General features: G+C 40.3%; 20 protein-coding genes and 2 tRNA genes. 17 read left to right on the forward strand and 5 right to left on the reverse strand.

All coding sequences use genetic code 11. The annotated features are described in order from the left end of the window. Nucleotides 1-123: 123 nt before the first annotated feature. The 9 genes from AB5542_RS09840 (at nucleotide 124) to AB5542_RS09880 (ending at nucleotide 12,712) form a co-directional block, all read left to right on the forward strand. The gene (locus AB5542_RS09840) at nucleotides 124-690 is read left to right on the forward strand and encodes an RNA polymerase sigma factor (RefSeq protein WP_279039790.1); all 567 of its coding nucleotides are present in this window, start codon (nucleotides 124-126) and stop codon (nucleotides 688-690) included. A gap of 106 nt (nucleotides 691-796) precedes the next feature. Beyond that, nucleotides 797-1,981, forward strand: a complete 1,185-nt coding sequence (locus AB5542_RS09845) for a FecR family protein (protein ID WP_279039786.1) — start codon at nucleotides 797-799, stop codon at nucleotides 1,979-1,981. Between the two features lie 165 nt (nucleotides 1,982-2,146). Beyond that, nucleotides 2,147-5,500, forward strand: coding sequence for a SusC/RagA family TonB-linked outer membrane protein (locus AB5542_RS09850; protein WP_340279549.1), 3,354 nt, complete (start codon nucleotides 2,147-2,149; stop codon nucleotides 5,498-5,500). Nucleotides 5,501-5,523: 23 nt separating this feature from the next. Continuing rightward, nucleotides 5,524-7,029: a RagB/SusD family nutrient uptake outer membrane protein gene (locus tag AB5542_RS09855; protein WP_270543836.1), complete on the forward strand. Its 1,506-nt coding sequence runs from the start codon at nucleotides 5,524-5,526 to the stop codon at nucleotides 7,027-7,029. Between the two features lie 30 nt (nucleotides 7,030-7,059). Continuing rightward, nucleotides 7,060-7,794, forward strand: a complete 735-nt coding sequence (locus tag AB5542_RS09860; RefSeq protein ID WP_279039784.1) for a DUF4843 domain-containing protein — start codon at nucleotides 7,060-7,062, stop codon at nucleotides 7,792-7,794. 20 nt (nucleotides 7,795-7,814) lie between these two features. Continuing rightward, nucleotides 7,815-9,380, forward strand: coding sequence for a PKD-like family lipoprotein (locus tag AB5542_RS09865; protein WP_279039782.1), 1,566 nt, complete (start codon nucleotides 7,815-7,817; stop codon nucleotides 9,378-9,380). A 15-nt stretch (nucleotides 9,381-9,395) separates the two neighbouring features. Beyond that, a complete protein-coding gene (locus AB5542_RS09870; protein ID WP_279039781.1) occupies nucleotides 9,396-10,484 on the forward strand; it encodes a thioredoxin family protein in 1,089 nt (362 codons plus the stop codon). Nucleotides 10,485-11,187: 703 nt separating this feature from the next. Then, complete coding sequence (locus AB5542_RS09875; RefSeq protein WP_279039780.1) at nucleotides 11,188-11,685, forward strand: hypothetical protein; 498 nt, start codon at nucleotides 11,188-11,190, stop codon at nucleotides 11,683-11,685. Continuing rightward, the gene (locus AB5542_RS09880) at nucleotides 11,675-12,712 is read left to right on the forward strand and encodes a hypothetical protein (RefSeq protein WP_279039779.1); all 1,038 of its coding nucleotides are present in this window, start codon (nucleotides 11,675-11,677) and stop codon (nucleotides 12,710-12,712) included. Before AB5542_RS09875 ends, AB5542_RS09880 begins: the two co-directional genes overlap by 11 nt. A gap of 243 nt (nucleotides 12,713-12,955) precedes the next feature. On the opposite strand, the gene yidC is transcribed toward AB5542_RS09880, so the two are convergent. The 3 genes from yidC to AB5542_RS09895 form a co-directional block, all read right to left on the reverse strand. After that, nucleotides 12,956-14,806 (reverse strand): membrane protein insertase YidC, encoded by a 1,851-nt coding sequence (gene yidC / locus AB5542_RS09885; RefSeq protein WP_279039778.1) that lies wholly within the window; start codon nucleotides 14,804-14,806, stop codon nucleotides 12,956-12,958. Between the two features lie 59 nt (nucleotides 14,807-14,865). Further along, complete coding sequence (locus AB5542_RS09890) at nucleotides 14,866-16,473, reverse strand: CTP synthase (RefSeq protein WP_370818997.1); 1,608 nt, start codon at nucleotides 16,471-16,473, stop codon at nucleotides 14,866-14,868. A 187-nt stretch (nucleotides 16,474-16,660) separates the two neighbouring features. Beyond that, nucleotides 16,661-18,520, reverse strand: a complete 1,860-nt coding sequence (locus AB5542_RS09895) for a DUF349 domain-containing protein (protein ID WP_270543830.1) — start codon at nucleotides 18,518-18,520, stop codon at nucleotides 16,661-16,663. Between the two features lie 147 nt (nucleotides 18,521-18,667). Here AB5542_RS09895 and AB5542_RS09900 point away from each other — a divergent pair, with 147 nt between their 5' ends. The 7 genes from AB5542_RS09900 to AB5542_RS09930 all read left to right on the forward strand — a co-directional run bounded on the left by AB5542_RS09900 (nucleotide 18,668) and on the right by AB5542_RS09930 (nucleotide 22,469). Then, nucleotides 18,668-19,540, forward strand: coding sequence for a lysophospholipid acyltransferase family protein (locus tag AB5542_RS09900; protein ID WP_279039777.1), 873 nt, complete (start codon nucleotides 18,668-18,670; stop codon nucleotides 19,538-19,540). 97 nt (nucleotides 19,541-19,637) lie between these two features. Next, nucleotides 19,638-20,645 carry a glycosyltransferase family 2 protein gene (locus tag AB5542_RS09905; RefSeq protein ID WP_279039776.1) on the forward strand — a complete coding sequence of 336 codons (1,008 nt, stop codon included), beginning with the start codon at nucleotides 19,638-19,640 and terminating at the stop codon, nucleotides 20,643-20,645. A gap of 68 nt (nucleotides 20,646-20,713) precedes the next feature. Then, nucleotides 20,714-21,283: an RNA polymerase sigma factor gene (locus AB5542_RS09910; RefSeq protein WP_279039775.1), complete on the forward strand. Its 570-nt coding sequence runs from the start codon at nucleotides 20,714-20,716 to the stop codon at nucleotides 21,281-21,283. 27 nt (nucleotides 21,284-21,310) lie between these two features. After that, nucleotides 21,311-21,697 (forward strand): hypothetical protein, encoded by a 387-nt coding sequence (locus AB5542_RS09915; protein WP_279039773.1) that lies wholly within the window; start codon nucleotides 21,311-21,313, stop codon nucleotides 21,695-21,697. Nucleotides 21,698-21,720: 23 nt separating this feature from the next. Continuing rightward, nucleotides 21,721-22,182: a hypothetical protein gene (locus AB5542_RS09920; protein WP_046451355.1), complete on the forward strand. Its 462-nt coding sequence runs from the start codon at nucleotides 21,721-21,723 to the stop codon at nucleotides 22,180-22,182. Nucleotides 22,183-22,285: 103 nt separating this feature from the next. Beyond that, nucleotides 22,286-22,375: transfer RNA gene (locus AB5542_RS09925), tRNA-Ser, on the forward strand. Nucleotides 22,376-22,395: 20 nt separating this feature from the next. Further along, nucleotides 22,396-22,469, forward strand: a tRNA-Pro gene (locus AB5542_RS09930). 39 nt (nucleotides 22,470-22,508) lie between these two features. Here AB5542_RS09930 and AB5542_RS09935 read toward each other — a convergent pair. Both AB5542_RS09935 and AB5542_RS09940 read right to left on the reverse strand, forming a co-directional pair. Next, entirely contained in the window at nucleotides 22,509-22,991 is a 483-nt protein-coding gene (locus AB5542_RS09935) for a nucleotidyl transferase AbiEii/AbiGii toxin family protein (RefSeq protein ID WP_118305528.1), read from the reverse strand. Continuing rightward, complete coding sequence (locus AB5542_RS09940; protein WP_158572066.1) at nucleotides 22,988-23,164, reverse strand: hypothetical protein; 177 nt, start codon at nucleotides 23,162-23,164, stop codon at nucleotides 22,988-22,990. Before AB5542_RS09940 ends, AB5542_RS09935 begins: the two co-directional genes overlap by 4 nt. Nucleotides 23,165-23,651: 487 nt before the next feature. Between AB5542_RS09940 and AB5542_RS09945 the strand changes: the two genes are divergently transcribed. Next, the gene (locus AB5542_RS09945; RefSeq protein ID WP_270543824.1) at nucleotides 23,652-25,244 is read left to right on the forward strand and encodes an ABC-F family ATP-binding cassette domain-containing protein; all 1,593 of its coding nucleotides are present in this window, start codon (nucleotides 23,652-23,654) and stop codon (nucleotides 25,242-25,244) included. The last annotated feature ends 41 nt before the right edge of the window (nucleotides 25,245-25,285 follow it).

The raw sequence follows: 25,285 nt of genomic DNA on the forward strand, positions 1-25,285 counted from the left end.
GATGTTTTGTGAGAATGATAATGAGTTTATATACATGCAAAAATAGAATATATTACTTAATATAGATTTGGTGATATGAGAATGTTTTTTTAGTTTTGTATCAATAGAAGCTGATCATGAGTGGTGAAAAAGATCGTAGATATAGATGATTTGTTAAAAAAAATTAATAGACGAGATGTCGTTGCATTCGGGGAAGTATACTTGATATTTTACGATGATTTGTTTTATTATGCATTGAAATTATATGAGAATACTTCGGTTGAACCGCAGGATGCAGTACATGATGCGTTCTTGAAATTATGGCAAATGCCTAATGCTAAATTTGATAGTTTAGTCGATTTGAAAGCTTATCTTTTTGTGGTCATTCGTAATGATTTTAATCAGTTTGTTCGGCATTCTCATTATGTGGAAGAGCATAGAAAGTATGAATTAGAGAATACGAGAACGTTTGAGTTTGACATTTTGGAAAGTGAGTTAAGGGGAAGTTGTGAACATATTTTAGAACTACTGCCTCAAGAATGTGCTGAAATTTTTCGACTTTTTTTTGAGGGACTAAATACAGATGAGATTGCTTTGAAATTAGGCAAGACAAAGCAAACAATCTATAACAAGAAGCATGAGGCTATTGCTATTCTTAAAAAGAAAATATCCAGAGAAGATATTTTTTTCCTAATACTATTTCTTGGCTAAAATCGGATAATATATTTCGTTTATTTTATTTTTTTAGAAAAAAACTTGAAAAAGGAAGTAGAAATTTCAAGTTTGTGCATTTTATTGTCAAAGCGTATAGTATAAAATGGAAGAATTAAATAAAAATCGTTACAAGTGCGCACATGAAATCGTGGAAGAGATTCTTCAAGCAATAAAGAATCAGCGGGATATTAGTACTTGTAAAAAACTACTTGATTTTTTGCAGGATGATGTGCCGGATAACGAATTTTTGGATCGAATAGTTTCGGAAGAATTATTCCTTCAATATTATGGCAAACTTCGAAAACGAGATAAGGAGTCTGACGCAAGGAGGCTTGTCGATGAGTTAAATGTCAGAAAAATGAAGAAATTGCGTTTGCGTAAGTTGCGTATCACAATTTCGTCAATAGCGGCTTCTGTAGTTATGATTGTTTGCTGTATGTGGCAATTTGTTACTGTTAATACGGAAAAAATTCCAGAAGGTCGTTTGCCTGAGCAAGAATTTTCTTGTGATAAGCCGACTTTGATTTTGAGTAATGGTTTAAAGTTAGAACTTCAAGGGGAGGCTAATCAATTACCTGACGGCTTGGATGGGATTAGAAACATAGATCAAAATAGAGTTACTTATGAGGGGAGAGATAGTGTTCAGGAATTGATATATAATACATTAATCGTTCCGGCTGGGTATACTTATAACGTAGAGCTTATAGATGGGTCTGAAGTCATTTTAAATGCAGGAAGTCGCTTAAGGTATCCGGTGGCCGGAAATGGAGAGATAAGAGAGGTTGAATTGAACGGAGAAGCCTATTTTAAGGTCACAAAATCGTCCCTGCCTTTTATTGTAAAAATGAGTGATTCTTTTGTTAAAGTTTACGGAACGGAATTTAATGCTAATAATGATGGGGAAGGTGATATTGAGGTTGTATTAGTGAAAGGACGTGTCGGATTTAAGCCTGGATGCGGGGATGAGGTTATGTTAAAGCCGAATCAAAAATGTGATTATAATTCAGAAAATAGAGAGGCAAGTGTGAGTGATGTGGATATTCGAGAATATGTTGCGTGGATAAATGATGAATTTGACTATGAACAGGTTCCGTTGGATTATTTTTTGAAGAAGGTATCTGCTTGGTATGGAGTACATTTTAGTTATGACAAGTCAAAGATTGAAATGATAAAATTTTACGTGTCTACGAAACGAGATATTGCATTGTCTGATTTACTTTTGTTAATAGAGAAAAGTACAAACTTGGAATTTGTACGAGAATCGGAGTTTAAATATACAATTAAATGATAATAAGTTATGAAGTGGATATAGGGAATATAAAAAAGTAAGAAGTATCCAAGGGATACTCCTTACATCTGTATCAATGTGTATTAGGATTGGCGTCGCAATACACGGATACTTTTAGACAATAGTTGTTAGATACAACTAGTATATAAATTAAATTACTAAATTATGAATAAAAATTTGCAACACAAAGGATGTGCATTAAAAAAAGGAGTCGGTTTCGTGTTTTTGCTGATTTCCGTTCTTTTAACGGTTCCCTTGGTAGCTAATAATCATGACGGATTACTACAACAGGTTAATGAAAAAAGAGTTACTATTAATAAAGATAATGTCTTGGTTAAGGAGATATTGGAAGAGATCCAACGCCAGACTGGTTTTGATTTTGTAGTGAATGCTAATATTATCACAGAGCTTGGAAAAAGGTCACTGAAAGTAAATAATGTGACAGTAAACCAAGCTCTTAATCAACTTCTTCAAAATTCAAGATATGAATACGAAGTGATAGGTACTCGTATTACTTTTGTTTTGAAAAATGTGTCAAAACAAGAAGAGAGGAAAAAAGTTGGCATGATTACGGTGAAAGGTAAAGTGGCGGATGCTGAGTCAAAAGAGCCTATTCCGGGGGCAACTATTTTGATTGCTGGTACAACGAAAGGAGCGGCGACGGATAATAATGGAATTTTTACGATTCTTGTGAATGAGGGAGACGAGTTAGAGTTTTCATTTATAGGGATGAAAACTGAAAAACGGAAAATAGCTAAGAATACCACAGAATTGACAATCTATTTACAGCCGGACATAACAGAGATAGAAGAGGTTGTGGTTACAGGTATCGTGGATCGGAAAGCGGAAAGTTTTACCGGATCTGCATTGACGATTAAAGGAGAGGAATTGAAACGAGTGGGAAACCAGAATATTTTTCAAAGTTTAAAGAATTTGGATCCTACGATTTATGTTATGGATAATTTAGAAATGGGATCAGATCCGAATACGTTGCCCGATATGATGATGAGAGGACGGACAGGGGTGGAACAGACGGCAACCGTGTCCAATCTAAAGGGAAATTATGACAATAAGCCTAATCAACCTTTGTTTATTTTGGATGGTTTTGAGGCTAGTGCCGAACGTATTTTCGATTTGGATATGAATACGGTGGAGTCTTTAACGATATTAAAGGATGCTTCGGCTAAAGCTCTTTATGGTTCTAAGGCAGCTAATGGAGTGGTGGTTATTGAAACTAAAAAACTAAATAGTACTAAACCTCGTGTGACATATACTGGAAGTTTGGATTTAAATATGCCTGATTTGTCAAGTTATGATTTGTGTAATGCTTTGGAGAAACTGGAGTTGGAGTATAATTCGGGCGTTTTTGATGATACAAATTATGATGATATCGAGCGATATTCGCAGTTGAGAAAAGAGATCGCTGAAGGATTGGATACTTATTGGTTATCCAAGCCTGTACGTTTTGGGTATGGACATAAACATTCGCTGAACGTGGAGTTGGGAAAAGACGAGCTTCGTACATCACTTAATTTTGCCTATAATGAGACAAAAGGCGTGATGAAGGGATCTGATCGAAAAAATATATCCGGTCAAATCAATGTTGCTTATAATTTAAAGAGTAAATTCCGTTTCCAGAATAATTTTAGCTTAAACAGTAACCGGGCTTCTGATTCGCCTTATGGGACTTTTTCTCAATATGCCAAGTTAAATCCCTATGAGAATCCTTATGAGAAAGATGGTACCTTAAAGAAAAAGCTGAGTGATGGGACGTTTAATCCATTAAATGACGGAGAATCGAAGACTAAATTGTTGTCAAATTATATTTCGTTTACGAACAATTTTAACATGGAATGGATGGTTTTGGATGGTTTACGGATACGGGGACGTTTTGGATTAACCCACAAGACGAATGAGGCTGATCGGTATTATCCTACCACTCACTCGAAATTTGCTGATGTCGAAGATATTACAAAAAGAGGATCATATGAGGTGAATAATGGTAAAGAGACCGTGTTGTCGGGAGATATCAACTTGAATTATGCGCATTCCTTTAACGAAAAGCATAATATCTTTTTTAATGCAGGATACACGATTTCTGAGACAAAATCGCGGGAAGTGATACATTACATGACAGGTTTTCCTTCGGATAAGATGGAGGATATAATGTTTGCTCTTGGATATACGGAGATGTCAAAACCACAAGGGCAGACAAGAACAACTCGTGATCTCGGAATTTTAGGTATGTTCTCGTATACTTATTCGGATCGTTATTTGTTTGATGCGACTTATCGGGCAAATGCTGCTTCTATGTTTGGAAAAGATAATCGTTGGGGATCCTTTTGGAGTTTAGGTTTTGGGTGGAATGTGCATAAAGAAGCTTTTGCTCAAGAGCTTTCTTGGTTGAAGTCATTTAAAATTAGAGGGTCTTTAGGCTTAACTGGCAACCAGAATTTCAGAAATAATAATTCTATTGCTATATATCAATATAATTTGAATCATTTCTATAATAATTTGGTTGGTAGTGAACTGAAAAACATGGAGAACCCGAATTTGAAGTGGGAGAAAAAGATGGATTACAACTTGGGGCTTGATGCAGAGGTCTTTGGCCTTTCTGTACGTTTGGATTGGTATAATTCCCTTTCGGAAAATAGGGTCTCCTCTATGCAAATATCACCTTCCACGGGATTTTCTTCTGTTTTTACGAATTTAGGTAGTGTACGGAATACAGGTGTCGAGTTGTATTTGGCTTATACTTTATGGAATTCAAAAGACGGTTATTTCCGGGTGAATGGTTCTGTCGTGCATAATAAGAATAAGTTGGAAACTTTATCGGAAGATATGAAAGGGTTGGATTCCGACTATGTGGAAGGTGAGGATATGAGTGCGATTAAAGCAGTATATTCTTATGGGATTGATCCGGCAACAGGACTTGAAATGTTCAGGAAATTGGATGGAAGAAGAACTTTGGTTTGGGATAGTGATGATAAGATTGTTGTGGGTGTTGAAGATCCAAAATATCGGGGGGTATTCGGGTTTTCCGGTGAATATAAAGGTTTTGGTTTGAGTATGAGTTGTCGTTTCTTGGGAGGCGGACAAATGATTAATCAGACACTGATAGATAAAGTGGATGCAGCTCCGATTAAATATAACGTGGACCGACGGGTTTTGTCTGAAAGCTGGATGGTGGCAGGTGATCACGTGCATTTCGTCAGAAGAATTCCGGGAACGCCTTATCATACATCATCTTCGGAGTATATTCCGGTTGGAGGAGGAGCCGCTCCTAGTTCTACACCGGCAACATCTCGTTTCGTGCAAGACCGCAAGGAGTTAGATATATCATCTATTTCAGTTTATTATGATGTAAACCAAGGATGGATTAAGAGAGTTGGAATGGAAAGAATGCGCTTTACAGTATATATGAATGATGTGTATAAATGGTCCTCGATGGGGGTGGAACGAGGAACGGATTATCCATTTGCTCGTGCCTTGTCCTTCCTGTTATCACTCACTTTTTAATGAATAATTCTAAGAAAAAAGATATGAGATCAAAAATATTAATCATCGTTTCCTTCTGTTGGTTTATACTAGTATCCTGTGAGGATTGGCTTACGGTTGCCTCGGATACGGAAATTGCAAACGAACAGCAATTCCAGGATCAACAAGGTTTTCAAGATGCTGTCATTGGGGTATATCTCCAGCTTACGGGAGCATCTCTTTATGGACAAGATTTGACTTGGGGATATTTGGAGTTGCTGGCACAGAATTATGAATTGGTGGCTTCTTCTTCTTATAAGGCTTATTTCGAGTATGATTATGAAGAGGCTTCTGTGGCTGGGACAATTAATTCCATTTGGGCTGCAGCGTATAATACGATCGCTAATATAAATAATATTTTGAAATGGGAAACTATTAATGGAGGATGTATGAACCCGGCGATAGATTCGTTGGTAAAAGGAGAAATGTTGGCTGTACGAGCATTATTACATTTTGATTTGGTACGGATGCATGGAAAAGGTAATTTGGAAAAGCATCCAGAATATTTGGATGAATTAAGTATTCCGTATTCCACGGAGTTTAAAAAGGAGACTCCTCCTCGCTATTCTTACGGGAAAACATTGGAATTGATCATTGCGGATTTGTATCAAGCTATTGCTTATTTGGAAATGGATCCTGTATGTGGTCAAAGAGAAGAGAGTTTCTATGACAAACTTTATTTTGGCGGTTTTGTGAGTAAGGAGGCTAAAGGGCGAGATGATCGAATGAACTATTATGCGACAAAGGCTTTGTTAGCTCGGGTTTTGATGTGGCGAGGAAGAGAAGAGGATAAGCAGGAAGCTTATGCGTTAGCAAAGGATATTTGTAAAGAAAAAGATAATGGATTGGCCTTTTTGATGTACGATAATTATGTTGGTGATCCTCTGTGGTATAAGCGAGATGTTGATATGTATATGGAGTGGTTGTTTGCTCCCCGGGTGGATGGCTTGCGCTCTCTGATAGGTAACACTTTCTCTGCCGAAAAGATCATTAGTACGACGTTTTATTGGTCTAAGGCATCTGTATGGGAACGATTTGAGTTACCGGATTTGGATGTTGATTACCGGTTCCGTAGTTGTCTTTTGGCAGAAGGTCCTGCTCTGAATAACTATTCTATTTTGAAAAACAGGAAAGCCACGGAAGAAGAGATGCCGACAGTTCGGGAAAGAACTTCTGTGATTCGGTTACCAGAATTGTATTATATCATGGCAGAATGTTGTATGACCTCCTCTGAATTGTATAATAGAGAAGAGGCTGTTGAATTATTGAATGAAATTCGGACTGCGAGAAGTATTCCGGCATCTAAGATGTTAGATGCAAACTCCTTATCGGATGCGGAAATTATAAATGAAATTTCTAAAGAGTACAGGAAAGAGTTTGTGGGAGAAGGAGTTCAATTTTATTATTATAAACGATTGGGTATAGAGAATATATCTGGTTATGGAGAGTTAATGACTAATTTGCAATATGTTATTCCTTTACCCAAATCAGAGGATAACTATTTGAAATAAACGAATGTTGAATTTAAATGATTTATATATATGTTTACTAGAAAATATACGATTAGGGGGCTTTTGATACTTGCAACCCTTACCTTGTTTTCCTGTCAAAAGGAAGGTCTTGTGGAATATCATGGGGGAGATTGTATTAGTTTCCAAAAACATTCTTCGTTTTTGTCTTTTCTGGGATATACCTCAGAGGTGGTATTGAAGGATACTTTGGCTGTAGATCTGGCCGTTGCGGGAGATAAAGCGGATTATGATCGCTATGTTTCAGCTATTGCGATTGAAGATGAGGCTGGTACAAAAGATAGTGACCGGAAAACAACAGCGAAACCTGATGAGTATCGTATTTTAGGAGGAGTTGTGAAAGCGGGTGAGATTTATGGTAAATTCGAGATAGAATTTTTAAATAGTGAGCGTTTGGCAACTGAAGATTTAAAATTGCGAATTGCGTTGCAACCTTCCGAAGATTTTGAATTAGGTTTAGCAGAAAATACGGAAATAGATTTGAGCTGGACTCGTAAATTATTACAACCGAAGACTTGGTATACTATGGCAAAATATTTTTGCTCAACGTACAGTACACGAGTTTACCAGACGATTATTACGGTTACGGGGTTGGATGAAATTCCGGATGATATGTCTCGAGAGGAGTTGCGGGTGTGGGGACGAAAATTCGGTGACTACGTGAGAAAATATGAAGAGGATAATGGGAAACCGATGCTACATGATGATGGTGTTGGAGCAGGAACAATTATTATTCCTTTATTATAGGTCTAAAATGAATGTAAGTTATGAAGAAAATTAATTGTATATATAGTTGGGCTATCTTTATGCTCGGGATTATATTTTCCTGTTCATATGATGATAAAAGTATTTCAATAGGAGAAGAGTTACCGCAAATTATTATTGATACCACCGGGGTGTCAGATGGGGGAGAAAGATTGTATGTAGTACGTGATTCAATTCTATCTATACACCCGAAGATTGTGTATGAAGGGGCTACGGATGATGATTTCGAGTATGAATGGCGTTTAGGTGTAGAATTGAGTAGTGGAAATGGAACAGGAGATTATATTGTACTTTCAACAGAAAAAGATTTAGATTGGAAAGTCGATATTTACGCAACACCAGCTTATCAGTATTATCAATTGTGGTTTCGGGTGAAGCATAAGGAAACGGGGGTTATTGCTGGGGTGCATTGGAGTCTTGGGGTGAGTGTAAACGTGTTGAAAGGGTTCCTTGTGATAGATACGGATGATGATCGGACGTGTGATTTTACGGTTATTCAGGATAGTATGTTTAATGCTATGTTGTGTCATTGGTTTACAGCAGATGGGGTAGGTGTACCTACTAAATATGACCGGAATGTTTATTCTAAAAATCATGGGTATAAATTTGATGGGATTATTAAGAATATATTTCACCAAAAGCTGTATAAAGGAACAACTCTCGTTGACTATATGCATGGTTATTCGGATAATAACCGGATTTTCAGGATGGAAACGAGTAACTTTAATATTGTTGCCGAGGGGAAAGATTTATTTTATGATCCAAGTGTGGAGTTAAATATTGATAATTATTTGGATTTTGGCCCATGGAGTAACGTGAAGGGTATTTTGATCAACGATGGGAAATTGTATCGTAGGGAAAATGAAGAGAGTGGGGCTATTGACATTCGCAGATTTGGAAATTCACAGAAACAGATTTGCCGTATTCCGGCGCAGGTATGTGGAAATGACGATATGGTCTTTTTTAGTGAGGAGGATGGAAAATTTTATTGGACGAGTGTTGTGGATTTTAATGATGAACAAGCTCCGCGGCCTTGTTATACCGTATCTGGAGCTTTATTTGATCCGAATGATATGAAGGGATATAAAAATGTGCTTGCACGGGAGTATTTCCTTTCAGAATTCCGTTTTATCCTGGAAAAGAATGGCAAGTATGTCTTTTGCACCATTAATCAATGGCAAGAACCGGGTCTGTTTTTTGACCTGTCTGATGCACCGGATATCGATAAAGCTATTTCTTTTGAGATTGCCACGTATAATAAAATTATATTTTATGCTACACCAGATAAAGTTTATGCGATTACCTATGCTAGTGATTTGCAGTATCATGAATTCTATGATCCAGTAGAACCTATTCAAGCGATCTATTTGAATCGAGGTTCGTATGATTCGTCAATGGCGAACAGGCATTATTCTTTGTTTGTTAACACGTATGATGGATCAGAAGGGAAATTGCATTTTATGCGATTTACACCATCTGGTGAAATAGATTATACCTATTATTATGCTGCTGGAATTCGTGTGTACGATGGATTCAAGAAAATTGTATGTATCGGTGGGCTCTTTTAATGAATGGTACGATATATGATGAAAGGGATTATATTTATAATATTTATAGTATTACCATACATCCTTTGTGGGCAGGGTATTCATTTTCAAGAGCTGGCCTTTAATGAAGCGATCGTAAAAGCTCGTCAAGAAAATAAATTTGTTTTATTGGATTGTTACACGAGTTGGTGTGGTCCGTGTAAGAAAATGGCCACAGAAGTCTTTACACTTAAAAAGGCGGGAGATTATTTTAATGATCGTTTCGTGTCAATTAAAGTCGACATGGAAAAAGGGGAAGGACCGGAGATTGCAAAAAGGTTTCAAGTAGGAACTTATCCAACATTTATTATTTTTAAAAGTGATGGTTCTATTGTCTCTCGTTTTTCCGGTTCGTGTGATATTGATGGTTTTATTGCTTTTGCAGAAGCTGGAATTAATAGTAAAGTTTCATATGATGAGCTGGCCAAAAAGTACGAGAGTGGTAAAATGAAGGACAACGAGATATTTACTTATATCAGAGCGTTGAGTGCTGGAGGAGAGTATAAATTAGCTGTTGAGATTGCTAATCGGCTACTTGTTTCGGCTAAAGAAAGAAGGAAGATAAGTAAAGACTACTGGTTTTTGTATGAGGACAGGGTGATTACACCTATGGAATCGGAGCATTTTGATTTTATTATACAGAATAAGAGTAAGTTTGATAAATTGATTGGGAAAGAACGGGTAGAACAGAAAATTTTTACCATTTATCGTAATTATTTGTATAACATTTCTGCTGGAAATGTTATTGGAACGAAAGTTTATGACGAGAAAGTTGTTCAGAAAATAGAAAAGGATGCTTTGCTGTTGGAAAAGAGTGTACAAACATCTCTTTTGGCTTGGTGTTCTTTTGCTCGTGCCCGGAAGAATCAAGATCCGGACCGGATGTTGGATGAGTTGGCAAAGTTTGTAGATGAGCTGCGGGCGGAAGACCTGTGGGGAATAACTTCGGCTTTTAGGGGAGGATTACATTCTGTACAAAATAAGGAAAAATTGAGAGAAGTAGGAAAAAAGGTTTTAGTTAAGGCTGCAGAAAAAGATAAACAAACTTATATTAGTAGCTATGAACTTGCCGAGGGGAATTTATAGTATGTTGTATTAAAGTAAGGGAACGGTTCAAGCGGAAAATTTCTGGTTGGACCGTTTTTTCATTCTCTACTTGTGGTCTCAGATGTTAAAATTGAGATTTGTACTTTTAAACTTTGCCGGGGCGCTCGTGTCTATTGGTCGATAAATACGACTTTTTTAAATTTTCTTTTCTGTATTTATCCCTTTTCTATGGGCATTCTAACGGATGAATATCCCAGTTCTCTGTTGGTTGGCAGACTGTTAGGCGACAGTTAGGCGCTATCGCCCGATTGTCGCCCGATTATCGCCCGCATATAGCCGCCATTTTAACAGGATATAAGTAAAAATAACATTGTCGGGACTCGGATAATGGAAAGCAATCGGGTGGCAACAGGGGAGCAACGATAAATTTTCGTGGCTACGTTGCCATAGGAATTTCCATAGATTAGGGTATATAGTTACATTTTTGATGAATTTATTCTCATGTTGCTGTTTGCTTTGTTTAAAAATGTTGTATATTTGTGACGCATATCATATTCGAGGGAGCAGTAAACCTGCTTCAATTTCAGTGGCAGGCATTTTTTTGTCTGCTGCTGTTGCCGATATTCGGTTCCGTACCCCCGTGGGGAGCATTAATGTGTCCCCAGCTTCCTCGAAGTGATATGCAACGGGTCAGGCGGGACCGTTCTTTTTGGAATACCCGTCTAAATTAATACATATTATTATGGAAGAAGATGTAAACCGTGTGTCTGCGGTAGACATGGAAGCACCCGGGCGGGTAGCCAATCAGTTATCAATTGAGGAGAAACAAAAATTGATGGAGTATTATTCGAAACAACTCGAAATGATGTATCCGATTGCGTCACCGGGAATGACGGATAAAGCGGGGCTTGTGACTCTCCAGAAAAGAAACACGAGATTGATTGAAATGTTGACATTATTCGATCGTTCGTGGGCAGATGAAATTTCGGTGATTCAAAAAGCTGTTCTGCAATATTTGGCTACCGAGGGTATTTCTAAAAAGGAGCGGTTACGGATTGTAGAAGTATGGGGCGATTGGACTACTTTTTTGTTAGATAATTCTCGCTTTCGGGTGTTGCTTGGTCGATTTTTACAATATCATCAGCGTCAAGCGTGTGAATTGAATGAGTTATTGAAAACGGAGAATATGGCGTTGAACGTGGACGGACAATCAATTAATAATCAGGATTATGGAGAATAGTGATTTTATCCCAGCATCGAATGTGTCGGAAAAATTTACAGGTGATGAATGTCTTTCCGATTCCTTAACCGAGAATCGTTTTTACCGACAAATGGTCGAGGATCTTAAAAAATGTAACGTGGATTTGGTTTCTGAAGATCCGTTGGAAACGATCTATAATTGTATTTGTCATCTCAATAATTTTTTCCGGGTACTTCGTCGTCCATGGAGTTTCGAGTGTGGAAAAATACAAAAAGCTTGTGCCTATTATGTCGCTAACGCTAAACAGTCAAAGCAAGAGAATGAGGCTGTTATTGATGCGTCAAATGGCTTTATATCTTCGATCTGTTATTTCACGGAATGGTATGATTTTATCTGTCAGATGCAACAATTCCTTTGTCATCAGGAAAAAGAACTGAAGTGGATGTTTAAGCAACAGAAGCAAAAAGTTGTCAGTAATGATAAACCTGTCATGGAAGCCACGACTTATTGTATGACCGTGGGGAATAGTGAAATCTATGGTGTGACGTACGAGCAACTCGAAGAACTTTACAAGACGGTCGGTTTATTCATCAAGCGAGAAAAAGCTCCTTTTGATTGTAATATTAAAGGGTATAACAGATATCCGATTAGTATTGATAAGAGTATAAATTTTGATGCACGTAAGGAAGTGTTTTTTGTTGAATATGGTCTTGACACGTTTGAATCCAGTTTGAATTGTATGTCGGCAGATCAATTGAAAAGGGTGGCGGATATTATTTATGAATTCTTGAAAATGTATGGAGAAAATGGAGATCGGAAGGTTTGTTGGGATGTTGCGGATTATTCTCCTGTCGTGTCTGGTCGGGAAATTTATTTTAGAGTGAATGAAGATTCCCGAGCTTCACATTTCATGACACCGCCTTATGTTCGAAAGCGTATTGATAAGGTGGAAGATCGGGGAGTAGAGATCAGTTACGATATTAATGTGAACGAATTGGAATCTGTAAATTTGTCTTTTGAAGAATTCATATCGTTTTATCGACAATTGGGGAGTTTTTTGAATTAGTGGGTTATAAAACGAGGGAGTCCAAAAAGTCATTTTTCAAACTCCCTCCCGGCTTCGCCGTACTCCCTCTATAAACAGAGGGAGAGTTGAAATACTCTCTTTTTTCGGGAAGAGTCACCAGCTCCTCCTCTGTTTATAGAGGAGGTGGCACGAAGTGACGGAGGAGTTTTTTGAATTAGTGAGTTATAAAACGAGGGAGTGATTATATTTAATCACTCCCCCGTTAATGTTATTTGTAGTACCTTATTTCTTTTTCGGCATTTGTTTCATCCGTTGTTCCTGCATCCGTTGCATATCTTCCAATTTCTGTTGGAATTTGGATTTCTTCACGGGTTTTGTTTTGGCGAGTTCTATTTGTTTCAATAATTTCTCGTCGTTTACGAATTTCCGGATAGCCCAAGTCTGAACAATCGTGATCAACGTGGCGATGAAGTAGTAGTAACTCAAACCGGATGAATAACTGTTGAAGATGAACAGGAACATGATCGGCATGATGTACATCATCGTTTGCATTCCTTTCATCTGGTCATTCTGCGGTTGGTTCTTACTATTGTACCACATGTACAAGATGTTCGTGATTGTCATTAACAAACAGAACAAGCTGACATGGTTTCCGTAGAACGGGATGGTGAAGGGCAGCGTGGCGATGGAATCGTATGATGCCAAGTCGGTGGCCCACAGGAAACTCTTCTGGCGCAGTTCGATGGCTCCGGGGAAGAAGTAGAAGAGGGCGATCAAGATCGGCATCTGCAAAAGCATCGGTAAACATCCTCCCATGGGGTTCACTCCTGCCTTTTTGTACAATTTCATGACAGCTTGCTGGCGTTCCATGGCCTTATCGGCAGGGATTTTCTTGTTGATCTCGTCAATTTGCGGTTTCAAAACTCGCATCTTGGCCTGTGACATATACGATTTGTAAGTCAGCGGGAAAAGAACAAGTTTAATGATCAGGGTTAATAGTAAAATGATAAGACCGTAGTTCAAGGTCACGTGCGATTCCAAGAAGTTGAAGATTGGAATTACGACGTAACGGTTAAACCAAGCGATCCATTTCCAACCCAAGTTAATCAACTGGGGAAGTTCAATATCTTTGCCGTATTCTCTCAAGACCGGATAGGAGTTCGGACCGAAAAAGAAACGCATATCGTATTTTTCAATGGCTTTCCCGGAGTAAGGTAGTGAAATTTCAGCATCTGCCGTTTTCAAAAAGCCCGGGTTCGTGTTGTTGGCCGTGGAGACCAACACGTTCGGGAATGACTCTTTTGCGATAAGTACGGAGGAAAAGAACTGTTGTTTGTAAGCCACCCATTTCACGCTCGTAGGCAAGTCTACTTTCTCGTCTCCAGTCAGGGAAAGATGTTCTACATCATTGTTTGAGAAGTTGTAGTACACCCCGGTATAGCGGCTTTCAAAGTCTCTACTTTTTTCAAGTTGAGGCATATCCACTCCCCAGTATAGCGTGAGAAAGTTCGTGTTCGAGGCAATAACGTCATTCAGATTGTACGTGTTGATGTTGAAATCAACCATGTAAGAATCCGGGGCTAATTTGTACTCGAATTCTAGGTATTTATTTTCGTCCACGTAAGCACGCATCGTAAGCACTTGTTCGGCCGCCTCGGCATTCAGTTCTTTTTGACTCGTGTTTGGAACGAAAACCAGATCTGCCGTGTTGATTTGCTTGTTCCGGGCGTAGAAGTTCAGGCCCATGGAACTTTTGTGGTCTTTCCACAGAATCAGCGGGAGAGAGTCGTGTGTGCGGTATCCTTTTAGATCAACATAGTCAATGCATCCCCCTTTGGTGTTGATGTGTAATTTAATTTTATTATTTTCCAGGGTGTATTGTTCTACCGGCAGAGAATCTTGTTTGAAAATGGCCTCTGTTCCGGCTTGCAGTGCTTCTGTATTTTGTTGTTGTGCTGCAAAATCTGCCTGACGTTCTTTCTCCAATGCAGCGGCCCGTTGGGCTTCAACCCGTGCAATGGAGTCCCGGACATGCATGGCTTTCAGTTCCTCTTTGGAAGGACTCATGAAATAAGAGTAGCCGATTAGTATGAGCGCAATGACTACTAAACCGGTTATTGTATTTCTATCCATATTTTAGTTTTAGGTTTTTAATTTTTAACTGTTATCTTTTAGTTTTTATCTTTTAACTTTTATGATAGACAGGCTTTCACAAACGCCACGAATAGAGGGTGCGGGTTTGTTACCGTACTCTTGTATTCGGGGTGGAACTGTGTACCCACGAACCATTTATGGGTCGGGATTTCCACGATCTCAGTTAATCCCGTGTCCGGATTAACTCCTGTCGTGATCATACCGGCTTGTTCGAATTGTTCGGTGTATTTGCCGTTGAATTCATAACGATGGCGGTGTCTTTCCTCAATATCTTTTGTCCCGTAGGCCTCAATAGCTTTAGACCCTTCTTTCAACACACATTTGTATGCTCCCAGACGCATGGTTCCCCCTTTGTCTGTAACTTCTTTCTGAGACTCCATCAAGTCGATGACCGGGTATTTGGTTTTCGGGGCCATTTCCGTGGAATCGGCTCCGTCCAAGTGCAGCACGTTACGAGCATATTCGATAACGGCCATTTGCATTCCTAGGCATATTCCCAGGAAAGGGATATTGTTGGTACGGGCATATTCGATAGCAAGAAGTTTTCCTTCAATTCCTCGTTGTCCGAATCCGGGAGCCACGAGAATACCGTCAACATCTTTGAATATGTCACACACGTTTTCCACGTTGATGTCGTGCGCACTGTGTACCCATTTAATATTTACCTTACAATCGTTAGCCGCTCCGGCGTGGATAAATGATTCCACGATAGATTTATAGGCATCGTGTAACTCTACGTATTTCCCGACGAGGGCGATGGTGACTTTGCGATTATAGTTTTTGAATTTGTACAGGAAACGTTCCCATGATTCCAAGTCCGGTTCGTGTTTTAAAGGTAATCCAAGCTGGGAAAGAACGATTTCATCCAGTTTTTCTTCCCGCATTTTGATCGGTACCTTGTAAATCGTGTCAACGTCTATGGATTGGATAACGGCTTTCGGGTCAACATTACAGAAAAGAGCAACTTTTCTTCTCAGATCAGAACCCAGTTCATGTTCGGTGCGCAACACGATGATGTCCGGCTGTACCCCGTTTTCGAGAAGGGCTTTAACCGAGTGCTGCGTGGGTTTGGTTTTCAACTCGCCTGAGGCACTCAGGTAGGGAACCAAAGTCAAATGGATGAACACGGATTTTTCGCCCAGCTCCCAGCGTAACTGGCGAACGGCCTCGATGAACGGTAAGGATTCAATGTCTCCTACCGTACCCCCGATTTCCGTGATTACCACGTCGTAATCCCCTTTTGCCCCGAGGAGTTTTATATTTCGTTTGATTTCATCCGTGATATGCGGGATGATTTGTACTGTTTTGCCTAGATAATCACCGCGACGTTCTTTCGTGATCACGTTTTGATAGATACGCCCTGTCGTGATGTTGTTCGCCTGGGACGTCGGGATATTCGTGAACCTTTCATAGTGTCCCAAGTCCAGATCGGTTTCTGCCCCGTCATTGGTCACGTAACATTCGCCGTGTTCATAAGGATTCAAGGTTCCGGGATCGACATTGATATACGGGTCCAATTTCTGGTTTGCAACTTTATAACCTCTTGATTGAAGCAGTTTTGCTAATGAGGAAGCAATAATTCCTTTTCCTAAAGAAGAAGCAACTCCACCCGTAACGAAAACATATTTTGTTGACACGATATAAATATTTTATAGTTATTTCTATATTATACATCCAACGGTTTGAAAATACTTGAACTTTTTGTTATTCAATGAATAACAATCAAATGGAACAAGTATGTTGAAACTTAACGACAAAAGTAAGAAAAAATATCATACAAACATAAAAAGAGGCACTTTTGAAATGCCTCTTTTTGTGTTTGATGGTCTCAACTTAAATCATGCCATCGATGAGTCTCAGTTTTTCTTGCATCAATGCCAGTTTGTGGCGAGCGCTCTCGATCTTGTTGGAAAATTCTTTGACCAGACTCTCGGAATTACTTGATTTGGAGAAGAATCCAATATTGTTTTCCCAAGCGTGAAGGTCTGTTTCCAGTTGCTTGATCTTGTTGACTAATTTTTCTCTTTCTTGAATGATCTTGCTGTCCTTGTCATCACTGTTGTCGAACGTGTTGATTTTGGACTTGAATCGTTCGATGTTTTTCTCGAATTCGTCGATGTCAAGCTGATCAAAGTGATCGTTGATTAGTTTACGGAATTCGTTTTGAACGGTTTCTTTTTCTTTGATCGGAACAAATCCGATTTCAGCCCAGCGGGTTTGGAAGGCTTTCAATGCTTCGATGTCATCATCGTTATTACCGGTCAATTTGAAATTGCGTACTTCTTCGATCAGTTCTCGTTTCAGTTCAAGATTCTTTTCCTGATCGGAAGAGACATGTTTGAATTGAGCTGATTTTCGATCAAAGAAATGGTCACAGGCAGACCGGAAACGGTTCCATATCTTGTTGGATACTTTTTTGGATACGGGGCCGATTGTTTTCCATTCTTTTTGGTACTCGATGATTTTCTTCGTGGTCGTAGCCCAATCCGTACTATCCTTTAACGCTTCGACTTTCTCGCAAAGTTCTATTTTCTTGGTCAGGTTTTTATTCTGCAAGGTCTGTATTTCCTGGAAGTATTGACGTTTTCTCTCGAAGAAAGCATCGCAAGCAGCCCGGTAACGTTTATACAGGCGATTACGCTCCTTGATCGGAATTGTCCCGGCATGTTTCCATTCGGTTTGCAGGGCAAGAACGGTATCCGTGGCCACGTTCCATTCGGAGAGTTTTTCGAAGGAAACAGATGCGTAATTTTCCAGTTTCACGCAAATCTCTTCTTTGATTTTCAAGTTGTTGTCCTGTTCTTCCCGGAGGTTATCGAAGAAACGGTGGTAAGCGCTGTTGATCTTGTCCGTCACTTCTTTGAATCGGTTCCAGGTTTCTTCTTGAACTTCTTTGGCAACCGGTCCGATCTCTTTCCATTGCGAATGGAGTGATTGCAGTTGTCGAAAGGCATTCCCGATGTTATTGTCTTCGAGTAAAGCGTTGGCTTGTTCAATCAAGGCATTCTTGGCATCTAGGTTTTTTTTCAGATCAAGATCCCGCAACTCCTTGTTAATTTTGATATAATTGAAGAAGTTCTCCACGTGATGGTGATATGTTTCCAGCAAATCACTTGCTTGAGCTTGCGGAACCATACCCGTGTTTCTCCATCTGTCTTGCAAATTTCTGAAATCTTGGTATGTTTTGTTCAGTGATTCCTCGTGTTGAATCAGATCTTTTAACTCCTCGATAATCTGGAGTTTTTCTTTCAAGTTCTGTTCTTTCTCGCCTTCCAGCTTTTTGTAATATTCCGATTTTTTCTCCCGGTAGGTTCTATACACGCTATAAAAGCGTTCCTTGGAATTGTCCTGATAGTCGAATGTCTCGGCCGGACTCCCGTCTTTGGTAAAATCGGCTAATGCTTTATCGTATTCTTTTTGGTACTGGGCCTCGAAAACTTGGGGTAGGGAATCCAGCACCTTCAGGCGTTGCACGGGGAAATCGTCGATTAAAGACTTCATGTGAGAAATAATCTCGTCCGTGTTAAAACTGGAGAAATCCCATGCCGGAACTTCCTTTTCGGGGGCTTTCTCTATCGGTGTAGGTTGACCCTGAACTGAAACCTCTTCTTGTGTTTCATCATTTAAAGTATCCGGAGAAATTGGCTCGTTGTTATTCAACTCTTCGGCTTGTTGTAAGTTTTCTTGCTCCATAACTGTTCGTATTTTTACGCATTCAACTCACGAAATTAATGATTAATTCTGATAATGCCAATTTATAATGAGTAAAAAAAGCGAGAGGAAGTTCTTTTTGGATTTCAATTGTAAAGCACGTATCTTTGACATTTATAATTGATGCTTATGTTTTCGTATATTCTGTATGGTTTTGTATGGTTGATTAGTTTTCTTCCGTTCCGGGTCCTCTATCTGGTGGCGGATTTGAACTATTTGTTGCTTTACTACGTGATTCATTATCGGCGTAAGGTTGTGAGGACGAATTTATGTAATTCTTTCCCGGAGAAAAGCTTGCGGGAGATCAAGGCGATTGAACGGAAATATTACAAGCATTTGGCTGATTTGTCTATCGAATTATATAAACTGTGGCATATGTCCGAGGGTTCGATCCGGAAACGTTGTGTGTTTAAAAACACGGAGTTACCGCAGTCGTATTTTGACGAGGGAAAGAGCGTGATCGGGGTGTTAGGGCATTATGGTAACTGGGAGTGGATGTCTTCATACAGTTTGTGGGAAACAGGTGCGGATTTTCTGGCCTTGTATAAACCGATTCGTGATAAAGTGACGGATCGCATGATGAAACAAATCCGTTCAAGGTTCGGGGCGGTACTCGTGGCAAAGGATGACACGTTAAGGGTTATCGCTCGTTACCGTTCGGAGAGTCGTTTGTTTCTGGCTGGTTTTATCGGTGATCAGACTCCTAACGGGCGTAATTTGAATTTCTGGACGCGCTTTTTAAATCAAGATACCCCGGTTCTACTCGGTACGGAACGGATAGCCCGGAAGTATAATATTCCGGTGGTTTCGGTGCGTATGCGTAAGGTGAAACGTGGGTATTACGAGGTCGAGTTCGTGGATGTGTGTGCCAACCCGTCCGAGTTACCCCAAGGGAAGTTGACGGAAATGCATACTCGATTGTTGGAATCTTTTATACAAGAAGAGCCGGAGTTTTGGTTGTGGTCGCATAAAAGATGGAAACATAAGAGAGTTGAAAACTAAAAGCTAAAAGTTAAAAACTAAAGGAAATTTAAAGTAGGGAATCAAAAAGCGTTGTCCTTGTGCGATGGAAATCTAAAATCATAAATCTAAAATTAGAATGGCGAAACGGGTAGCTGTTATTATATTGAATTGGAACGGGGAGAAGTTATTACGGGAGTTTTTACCTTCGGTCGTGAAGAACACGAATACAGATTTGGGGCGTGTCGTCGTGGTGGATAACCATTCGACGGATGGTTCCTGGATATGTCTGGAACAAGAGTTTCCGGACGTGGAACGGGTGCTGTTCGAGGATAATTTCGGATTCGCCGGGGGATATAACCGGGCAATCGAGATGATCGAGGCGGAATACGTGGTTCTTTTAAATAGTGACGTGGAGGTCGCTCCCGGTTGGTTGGAACCGTTGGTCGCCGTGTTGGACCGGGACGAGAGGGTGGCGGCCGTGCAGCCGAAGATATTAGCGTACCGGGATAAAAAGAAGTTCGAGTACGCCGGAGCAGCCGGGGGATATATTGATTATTTAGGATTCCCGTTTTGCCGCGGGCGTGTGATGGATACCACGGAGCAGGATGATGGGCAGTATGATGATGAGGTCGATGTTTTTTGGGCAACGGGGGCCTCTCTATGTATTCGGCGGGACGTGTACCGTGCGACCGGAGGGTTGGACGAGGCTTTTTTCGCGCACATGGAAGAGATTGATCTTTGCTGGCGATTGAAAAATGGAGGGTATACTTTAAAGGTGGTTCCTTCTTCTGTCGTCTACCATTTGGGGGGAGGCTCGTTGCCGATGAATCATCCGAAAAAATTGTTTTTGAATTACCGGAATAATTTATTGATGTTGCATAAGAATCTGTGTGCTAAACAGCGTAAGAAAATCTTTTTTGCACGAGTTTTGCTGGACACGATGGCGGGAGGGCTTTTCCTGCTGAAAGGTCAATGGTCCAACACCCGTTCGGTAATCCGGGCATACAAGGCTTTCCGGGAGATGAGAAAAGCCTATCCGGTTCCTGAAAGTTCCATGAGTCTTTCGGGAATATATCCCCGGAGTATCGTGTTGGATTATTTCTTGCGGGGTAAAAAGAAGTTCTCGGATTTAAATTTTAAATGATGGTAAATAAACCTTTGACATAAAATGTTGTCATAGGGGTGTAGGCTTTAACGATATGATTAGAAAGCATGAACGAGATAAGTGATGAAGATATTGTAAGAATGTTTCATTCCGGAAATGGAGAGGAAAAAGCTTTTCGGTTACTTGTAGGAAAGTATAGCGAGAGGCTTTACTGGCATATCCGTAAAATCGTGATAGGGCATGAAGATAGCGACGATGTGTTGCAGAATACCTTTATCAAGATTTGGAAGGGGTTGAGGGAGTTTCGTTACGAGGCGAAATTGTTTACATGGATGTACCGGGTGGCGACGAATGAGGCGATTAATTTTTTGAGCGAAAAACGTCGGAAGACTTATGGAAACTCGCAGGAGATTACTCCCATGCTGGAAAATCAGTTGGAAAGTGATCGTTTTTTCTGTGGGGATTCGATCCAGCGGGAATTGCAGAAAGCCGTGTTGAAATTGCCGGAGCGTCAACGTCTGGTATTTAATATGAAGTATTTTGATGACATGAAATATGAGGATATTGCCGAGGTACTGGATGTCGCCGTGGGAACGCTGAAGGCAACTTATCACAATGCGGTAAAGAAAATAGAGGAAAGTTTGAAGATTTCGGATACTTTACCCTCGTTCGAATAGTTATTGGATAATAGAAAATGGAAGGTTATGGATAATTTGGATGAGAAATATAAATCAAAGAACCCGTTCTCGGTGCCTGATCGTTATTTTGACACGTTGGGCGACCGGGTGATGGACCGGATAAAGGATGAGGAAGGGAAGACACGGGAAACGAGTTCGTTTCAGACGTTAAAACCTTATCTCGGTTTAGCGGGATTATTCGCTTTCGCAATGATCGTCATACAGTTGCTGGTCCCTAATCTGGTGGATGAAAATCGGATGTTGTCAAAAAATGGAGAGCAGGCGAACATGACGGCACAAGCAGAGGATGAGAATATTTTCGATGCGGATTTTAACCCATCTCGTGAAGAGATCATCGAGTATCTGTCACAAGAGACTGATCCGATTGAGTTTTTATACGCGGAGCGTAGGTAGAATTGAATGTACAAGCAAGATATATGAAAAAGATAAGTTTGATTATATTGATGGTCGGGTTTGGTTTTTCTTTATTTGCCCAAAGCGGGAAATTGAGTGAAGACAAACGGAAAGAGTTCGAGGCTCAAAAAGTAGCCTTTTTTACTCAAGAGATGGATTTGACCCCGGAAGAGGCCACTAAGTTCTGGCCTTTATATAACGAGATGCAGCAGAAAATTCGTGTCGAGAATGATAAAATACGAGATTTGACCTGTCGGAAAGATAAAAAAGAGGTCCCGGAAGTGACGGAACAACAAGCTTTGAAGAATTTGGAGATCATGTTATCTGCCGAACAGGCTGTACGAGATATTAAGAAAGAATATATCGAGAAGTTGACTAAGGCTCTGTCCGCCAAGAAAGTGTGGATGATGATTGAGGCCGAGCAGAAATTCCATCATCAATTGTGGAAGAAGATGGGGAAATATCCTGCACCCGCGCAGAAATAGTCGATCAAGTGGGGAAATTCGTGGCTGAACGTGAAAAAAAAGAAAAAAATCACGCCAAAAGCTTGCAAGAACAATAAAAAGCACTACTTTTGTCAGCGCAATTGGAGAGATGGGTGAGTGGCTGAAACCAACAGTTTGCTAAACTGTCGTACGGGATACTGTACCGGGGGTTCGAATCCCCCTCTCTCCGCCACCAATTTTGAAGCTCATTTTCGGGGCGTAGCGCAGTCCGGTAGCGCATCTGCTTTGGGAGCAGAGGGTCGCAGGTTCGAATCCTGTCACCCCGACAGATAGACAGCCACGAGAGTGACTGTTTTTTTATGTCTTTAATTCTTGTTTTCCTGTATTTTCCTTAGTTCTATTATGTCGTACAAGTCTTTTGGACGTCCAGCCTTGATCTTGCTATTAATTAAATCATTAAATGCGATTACCTCGTAAGAGAAGGTTTGACCGTTTATCGTGTTTGTTGCCGTGAGTCTTTGCTCGTAACATTCGGAGAAACTTCTGCCAGGATTAAAGGATGTGATCAATTCAATGTCGATGACTGGACTGATCTTGATAGATATGTTCTGTTGGCCTCGTTTCACGTCCTCTGGGAAATCATCAAATTCGTAACCAAGTTCATTCAAGGCCTCTCGTAAGGCCACGAGGTTTGAAGGTGTCGTGTCTATCCAAAAATCCACATCAGCCGAATGGCGTTGATAACCGTAAAAGTTTACAGCACCCCCACCGACCATTAACATCTCCACGTTGTGCTTTTGGGCTAGGGATATGAACATCCATACATCTTCATCGAAATCGAGACTCATACCTTGCGTTCTAGGATAAAGTTATTACTATGCTTTTCTCGCTTGGTTTGAAACTTGTTAATCTCCACCATTAAACGCAAGAAGAACAGGAACCTCTCGTTAGGGGTTCTCTCCCTAGCTTCTTTGTCTCGTCTAGCTTGGCTTTCAGCCTTTGTTTCAAACCGTATTTCCATGCTTCTCGTGTTGATTGATATACAAAGTTACAAAATATTCTGGTTCGTGGTGATCATCATGTTTGAAAATGTACCTTATTTCTATAAACACACACTCTACTTTCTATTCTCTGTCAATAGACAGCCACGAGAGTGACTGTTTTTTTATTTGAATAAAATACCTATCTTTGTCCTTATAAATTTAATACTTACACGAATGAAGATGTCTAAATAAACAAGTCGGTTGTAAAACCGGTAAAGTCTCCAAAGTCTACGTGATAGGAGCAGCGGGTTTTATTAATTGTTTTATGTGCAGCATACAATTGTCTTGAAGTTGTAGTGTGCCGACTTTTAATTTAGGAATCATGTGTACCATCCAAAGTATTCATTTGTTATTCCGAACAGGTTACGTGAAAACAAGTTTTTAAAAGAACTTGTGAGAGATTCGTGTACATGTTTCCGCCCGAAATAAGTCAATCCGGTATTCATTTTTTTTATTTGAAGTTTTATGAGTGAGATTATAGTGAAACAGGTTATGTATAGCCATGCAGATAAGGAACTTTTGTTTCAGAATATTAGTTTTCGGGTTCCGGACGGGAGTAAGGTTGCATTGATCGGGAATAATGGTTCGGGGAAGTCAACGCTGTTGCGGATGATTGCGGGTGATTTGCAACCCGTATCGGGAGAGATCATTGTCTCGGAGAAGCCTTATTATATCCCGCAGCACATGGGACAATTCGATTCGTGGACCGTGGCTGAGGCATTGCAGGTGGAGCGGAAAATAGAAGCATTGCACGCGATACTTGGCGGGAGTGTTGATGTAGAGTCTTTCACGATTCTAGGAGATGACTGGGATATAGAGGAGCGGAGTCGTTCGGCGTTGGAGTATTGGGGATTACTGAACGTGAAACTTGATCAAAAGATGTCTTCGCTGAGTGGGGGAGAGAAAACGAAGGTTTTTCTGGCAGGGATTCAAGTACATTCACCGGGGGTGATTTTGTTGGACGAACCGACGAATCATTTGGATAGAGGGAGTCGAGAGAAATTGTATGATTTGATTTGTCGGGGAAGTGCAACCGTACTCGTGGTGAGTCATGACCGGATATTGTTGAATTTACTGTCGACGATGTTGGAGTTGGAACGTAAAGGGATAGTGCTTTATGGTGGAAATTATGATTTTTATAAAGAGCAGAAAGAGATACATTTGAATGCACTGCGTGAGCAGGTCGAGGAGAAACAGAAAGAGCTACGGCTGGCTAAAAAGATTGCCAAGGATGCGGCAGAACGACAGCAGAAACGGGAAGTTCGGGGAGAAAAGCAAAGTTTGAAGAAAGGAATTCCCCGGATTATGATGAATACGTTAAAGAATAAGGCGGAAAAGAGTACTTCCCATTTGAGAGATGTGCATGAGGGAAAAATAGATGCGATTTCCATGACTCTTTCGGAAAGCCGGGCGGCCTTGCCGGGTGTGGAACAAATGAAAGTAGATTTCAACCCGTCGCGATTACACGAGGGAAAAACCTTGGTCACGGCTCGTGGCGTTAATTTCAGCTATGGCATGGAATTATTGTGGGAACAGGCGCTTTGTTTCGAGATCAAGAGCGGAGAACGTGTCGGTCTGGATGGAAAAAACGGTTCGGGAAAGACGACGTTATTAAAATTACTACTCGGACAATTGGAGCCGACGGAAGGCGTGTTGAACCGGGTGGATTTTAAATATGTGTACGTGGACCAGGAGTGTTCTTTGTTGCGGGACAATTTGACGGTCTATGAGCAGGCAGAATGTTTTAACGAGCAGAATATCCCGGAGCATGAGTTGAAGATGCGATTGAATCGTTTCTTGTTTCCCCGGGAGGTCTGGGATAAACCTTGTTGTAAATTAAGTGGAGGAGAGCGGATGCGTCTCGTGTTGTGCTGTCTGATGATCGGTAATAACACGCCTGACGTATTTGTGTTGGATGAACCTACGAATAATCTGGATATATTGAATATTGAAATTATAACTTCGACCATTAAGGATTATCGGGGAACAGTGATTGCTGTCTCGCATGACCGGAGTTTTATGAATGAAATTGGAGTGAGTAGGTATATAGAAGTATAAATTTCCAATTGTATCGGGGGAAATATTGACTAGGTTCTCGT

Source organism: Butyricimonas sp. RTP31003st1_G1_RTP31003_210430 (assembly GCF_040920905.1).
Lineage (GTDB): Bacteria > Bacteroidota > Bacteroidia > Bacteroidales > Marinifilaceae > Butyricimonas > Butyricimonas paravirosa.

Excerpts from the sequence above, each read along its gene's own strand:
- AB5542_RS09900 (WP_279039777.1), top strand. The coding sequence starts at position 18,668 with ATGTTTTCGTATATTCTGTATGGTTTTGTATGGTTGATTAGTTTTCTT.
- AB5542_RS09940 (WP_158572066.1), bottom strand. The coding sequence starts at position 23,164 with ATGGAAATACGGTTTGAAACAAAGGCTGAAAGCCAAGCTAGACGAGAC.
- AB5542_RS09910 (WP_279039775.1), top strand. The coding sequence starts at position 20,714 with ATGAACGAGATAAGTGATGAAGATATTGTAAGAATGTTTCATTCCGGA.
- AB5542_RS09945 (WP_270543824.1), top strand. The coding sequence starts at position 23,652 with ATGAGTGAGATTATAGTGAAACAGGTTATGTATAGCCATGCAGATAAG.
- AB5542_RS09905 (WP_279039776.1), top strand. The coding sequence starts at position 19,638 with ATGGCGAAACGGGTAGCTGTTATTATATTGAATTGGAACGGGGAGAAG.
- AB5542_RS09875 (WP_279039780.1), top strand. The coding sequence starts at position 11,188 with ATGGAAGAAGATGTAAACCGTGTGTCTGCGGTAGACATGGAAGCACCC.
- AB5542_RS09850 (WP_340279549.1), top strand. The coding sequence starts at position 2,147 with ATGAATAAAAATTTGCAACACAAAGGATGTGCATTAAAAAAAGGAGTC.
- AB5542_RS09915 (WP_279039773.1), top strand. The coding sequence starts at position 21,311 with ATGGATAATTTGGATGAGAAATATAAATCAAAGAACCCGTTCTCGGTG.
- AB5542_RS09860 (WP_279039784.1), top strand. The coding sequence starts at position 7,060 with ATGTTTACTAGAAAATATACGATTAGGGGGCTTTTGATACTTGCAACC.
- AB5542_RS09920 (WP_046451355.1), top strand. The coding sequence starts at position 21,721 with ATGAAAAAGATAAGTTTGATTATATTGATGGTCGGGTTTGGTTTTTCT.
- AB5542_RS09865 (WP_279039782.1), top strand. The coding sequence starts at position 7,815 with ATGAAGAAAATTAATTGTATATATAGTTGGGCTATCTTTATGCTCGGG.
- AB5542_RS09935 (WP_118305528.1), bottom strand. The coding sequence starts at position 22,991 with ATGAGTCTCGATTTCGATGAAGATGTATGGATGTTCATATCCCTAGCC.
- AB5542_RS09845 (WP_279039786.1), top strand. The coding sequence starts at position 797 with ATGGAAGAATTAAATAAAAATCGTTACAAGTGCGCACATGAAATCGTG.
- AB5542_RS09880 (WP_279039779.1), top strand. The coding sequence starts at position 11,675 with ATGGAGAATAGTGATTTTATCCCAGCATCGAATGTGTCGGAAAAATTT.
- AB5542_RS09895 (WP_270543830.1), bottom strand. The coding sequence starts at position 18,520 with ATGGAGCAAGAAAACTTACAACAAGCCGAAGAGTTGAATAACAACGAG.
- AB5542_RS09855 (WP_270543836.1), top strand. The coding sequence starts at position 5,524 with ATGAGATCAAAAATATTAATCATCGTTTCCTTCTGTTGGTTTATACTA.
- AB5542_RS09870 (WP_279039781.1), top strand. The coding sequence starts at position 9,396 with ATGATGAAAGGGATTATATTTATAATATTTATAGTATTACCATACATC.
- yidC (WP_279039778.1), bottom strand. The coding sequence starts at position 14,806 with ATGGATAGAAATACAATAACCGGTTTAGTAGTCATTGCGCTCATACTA.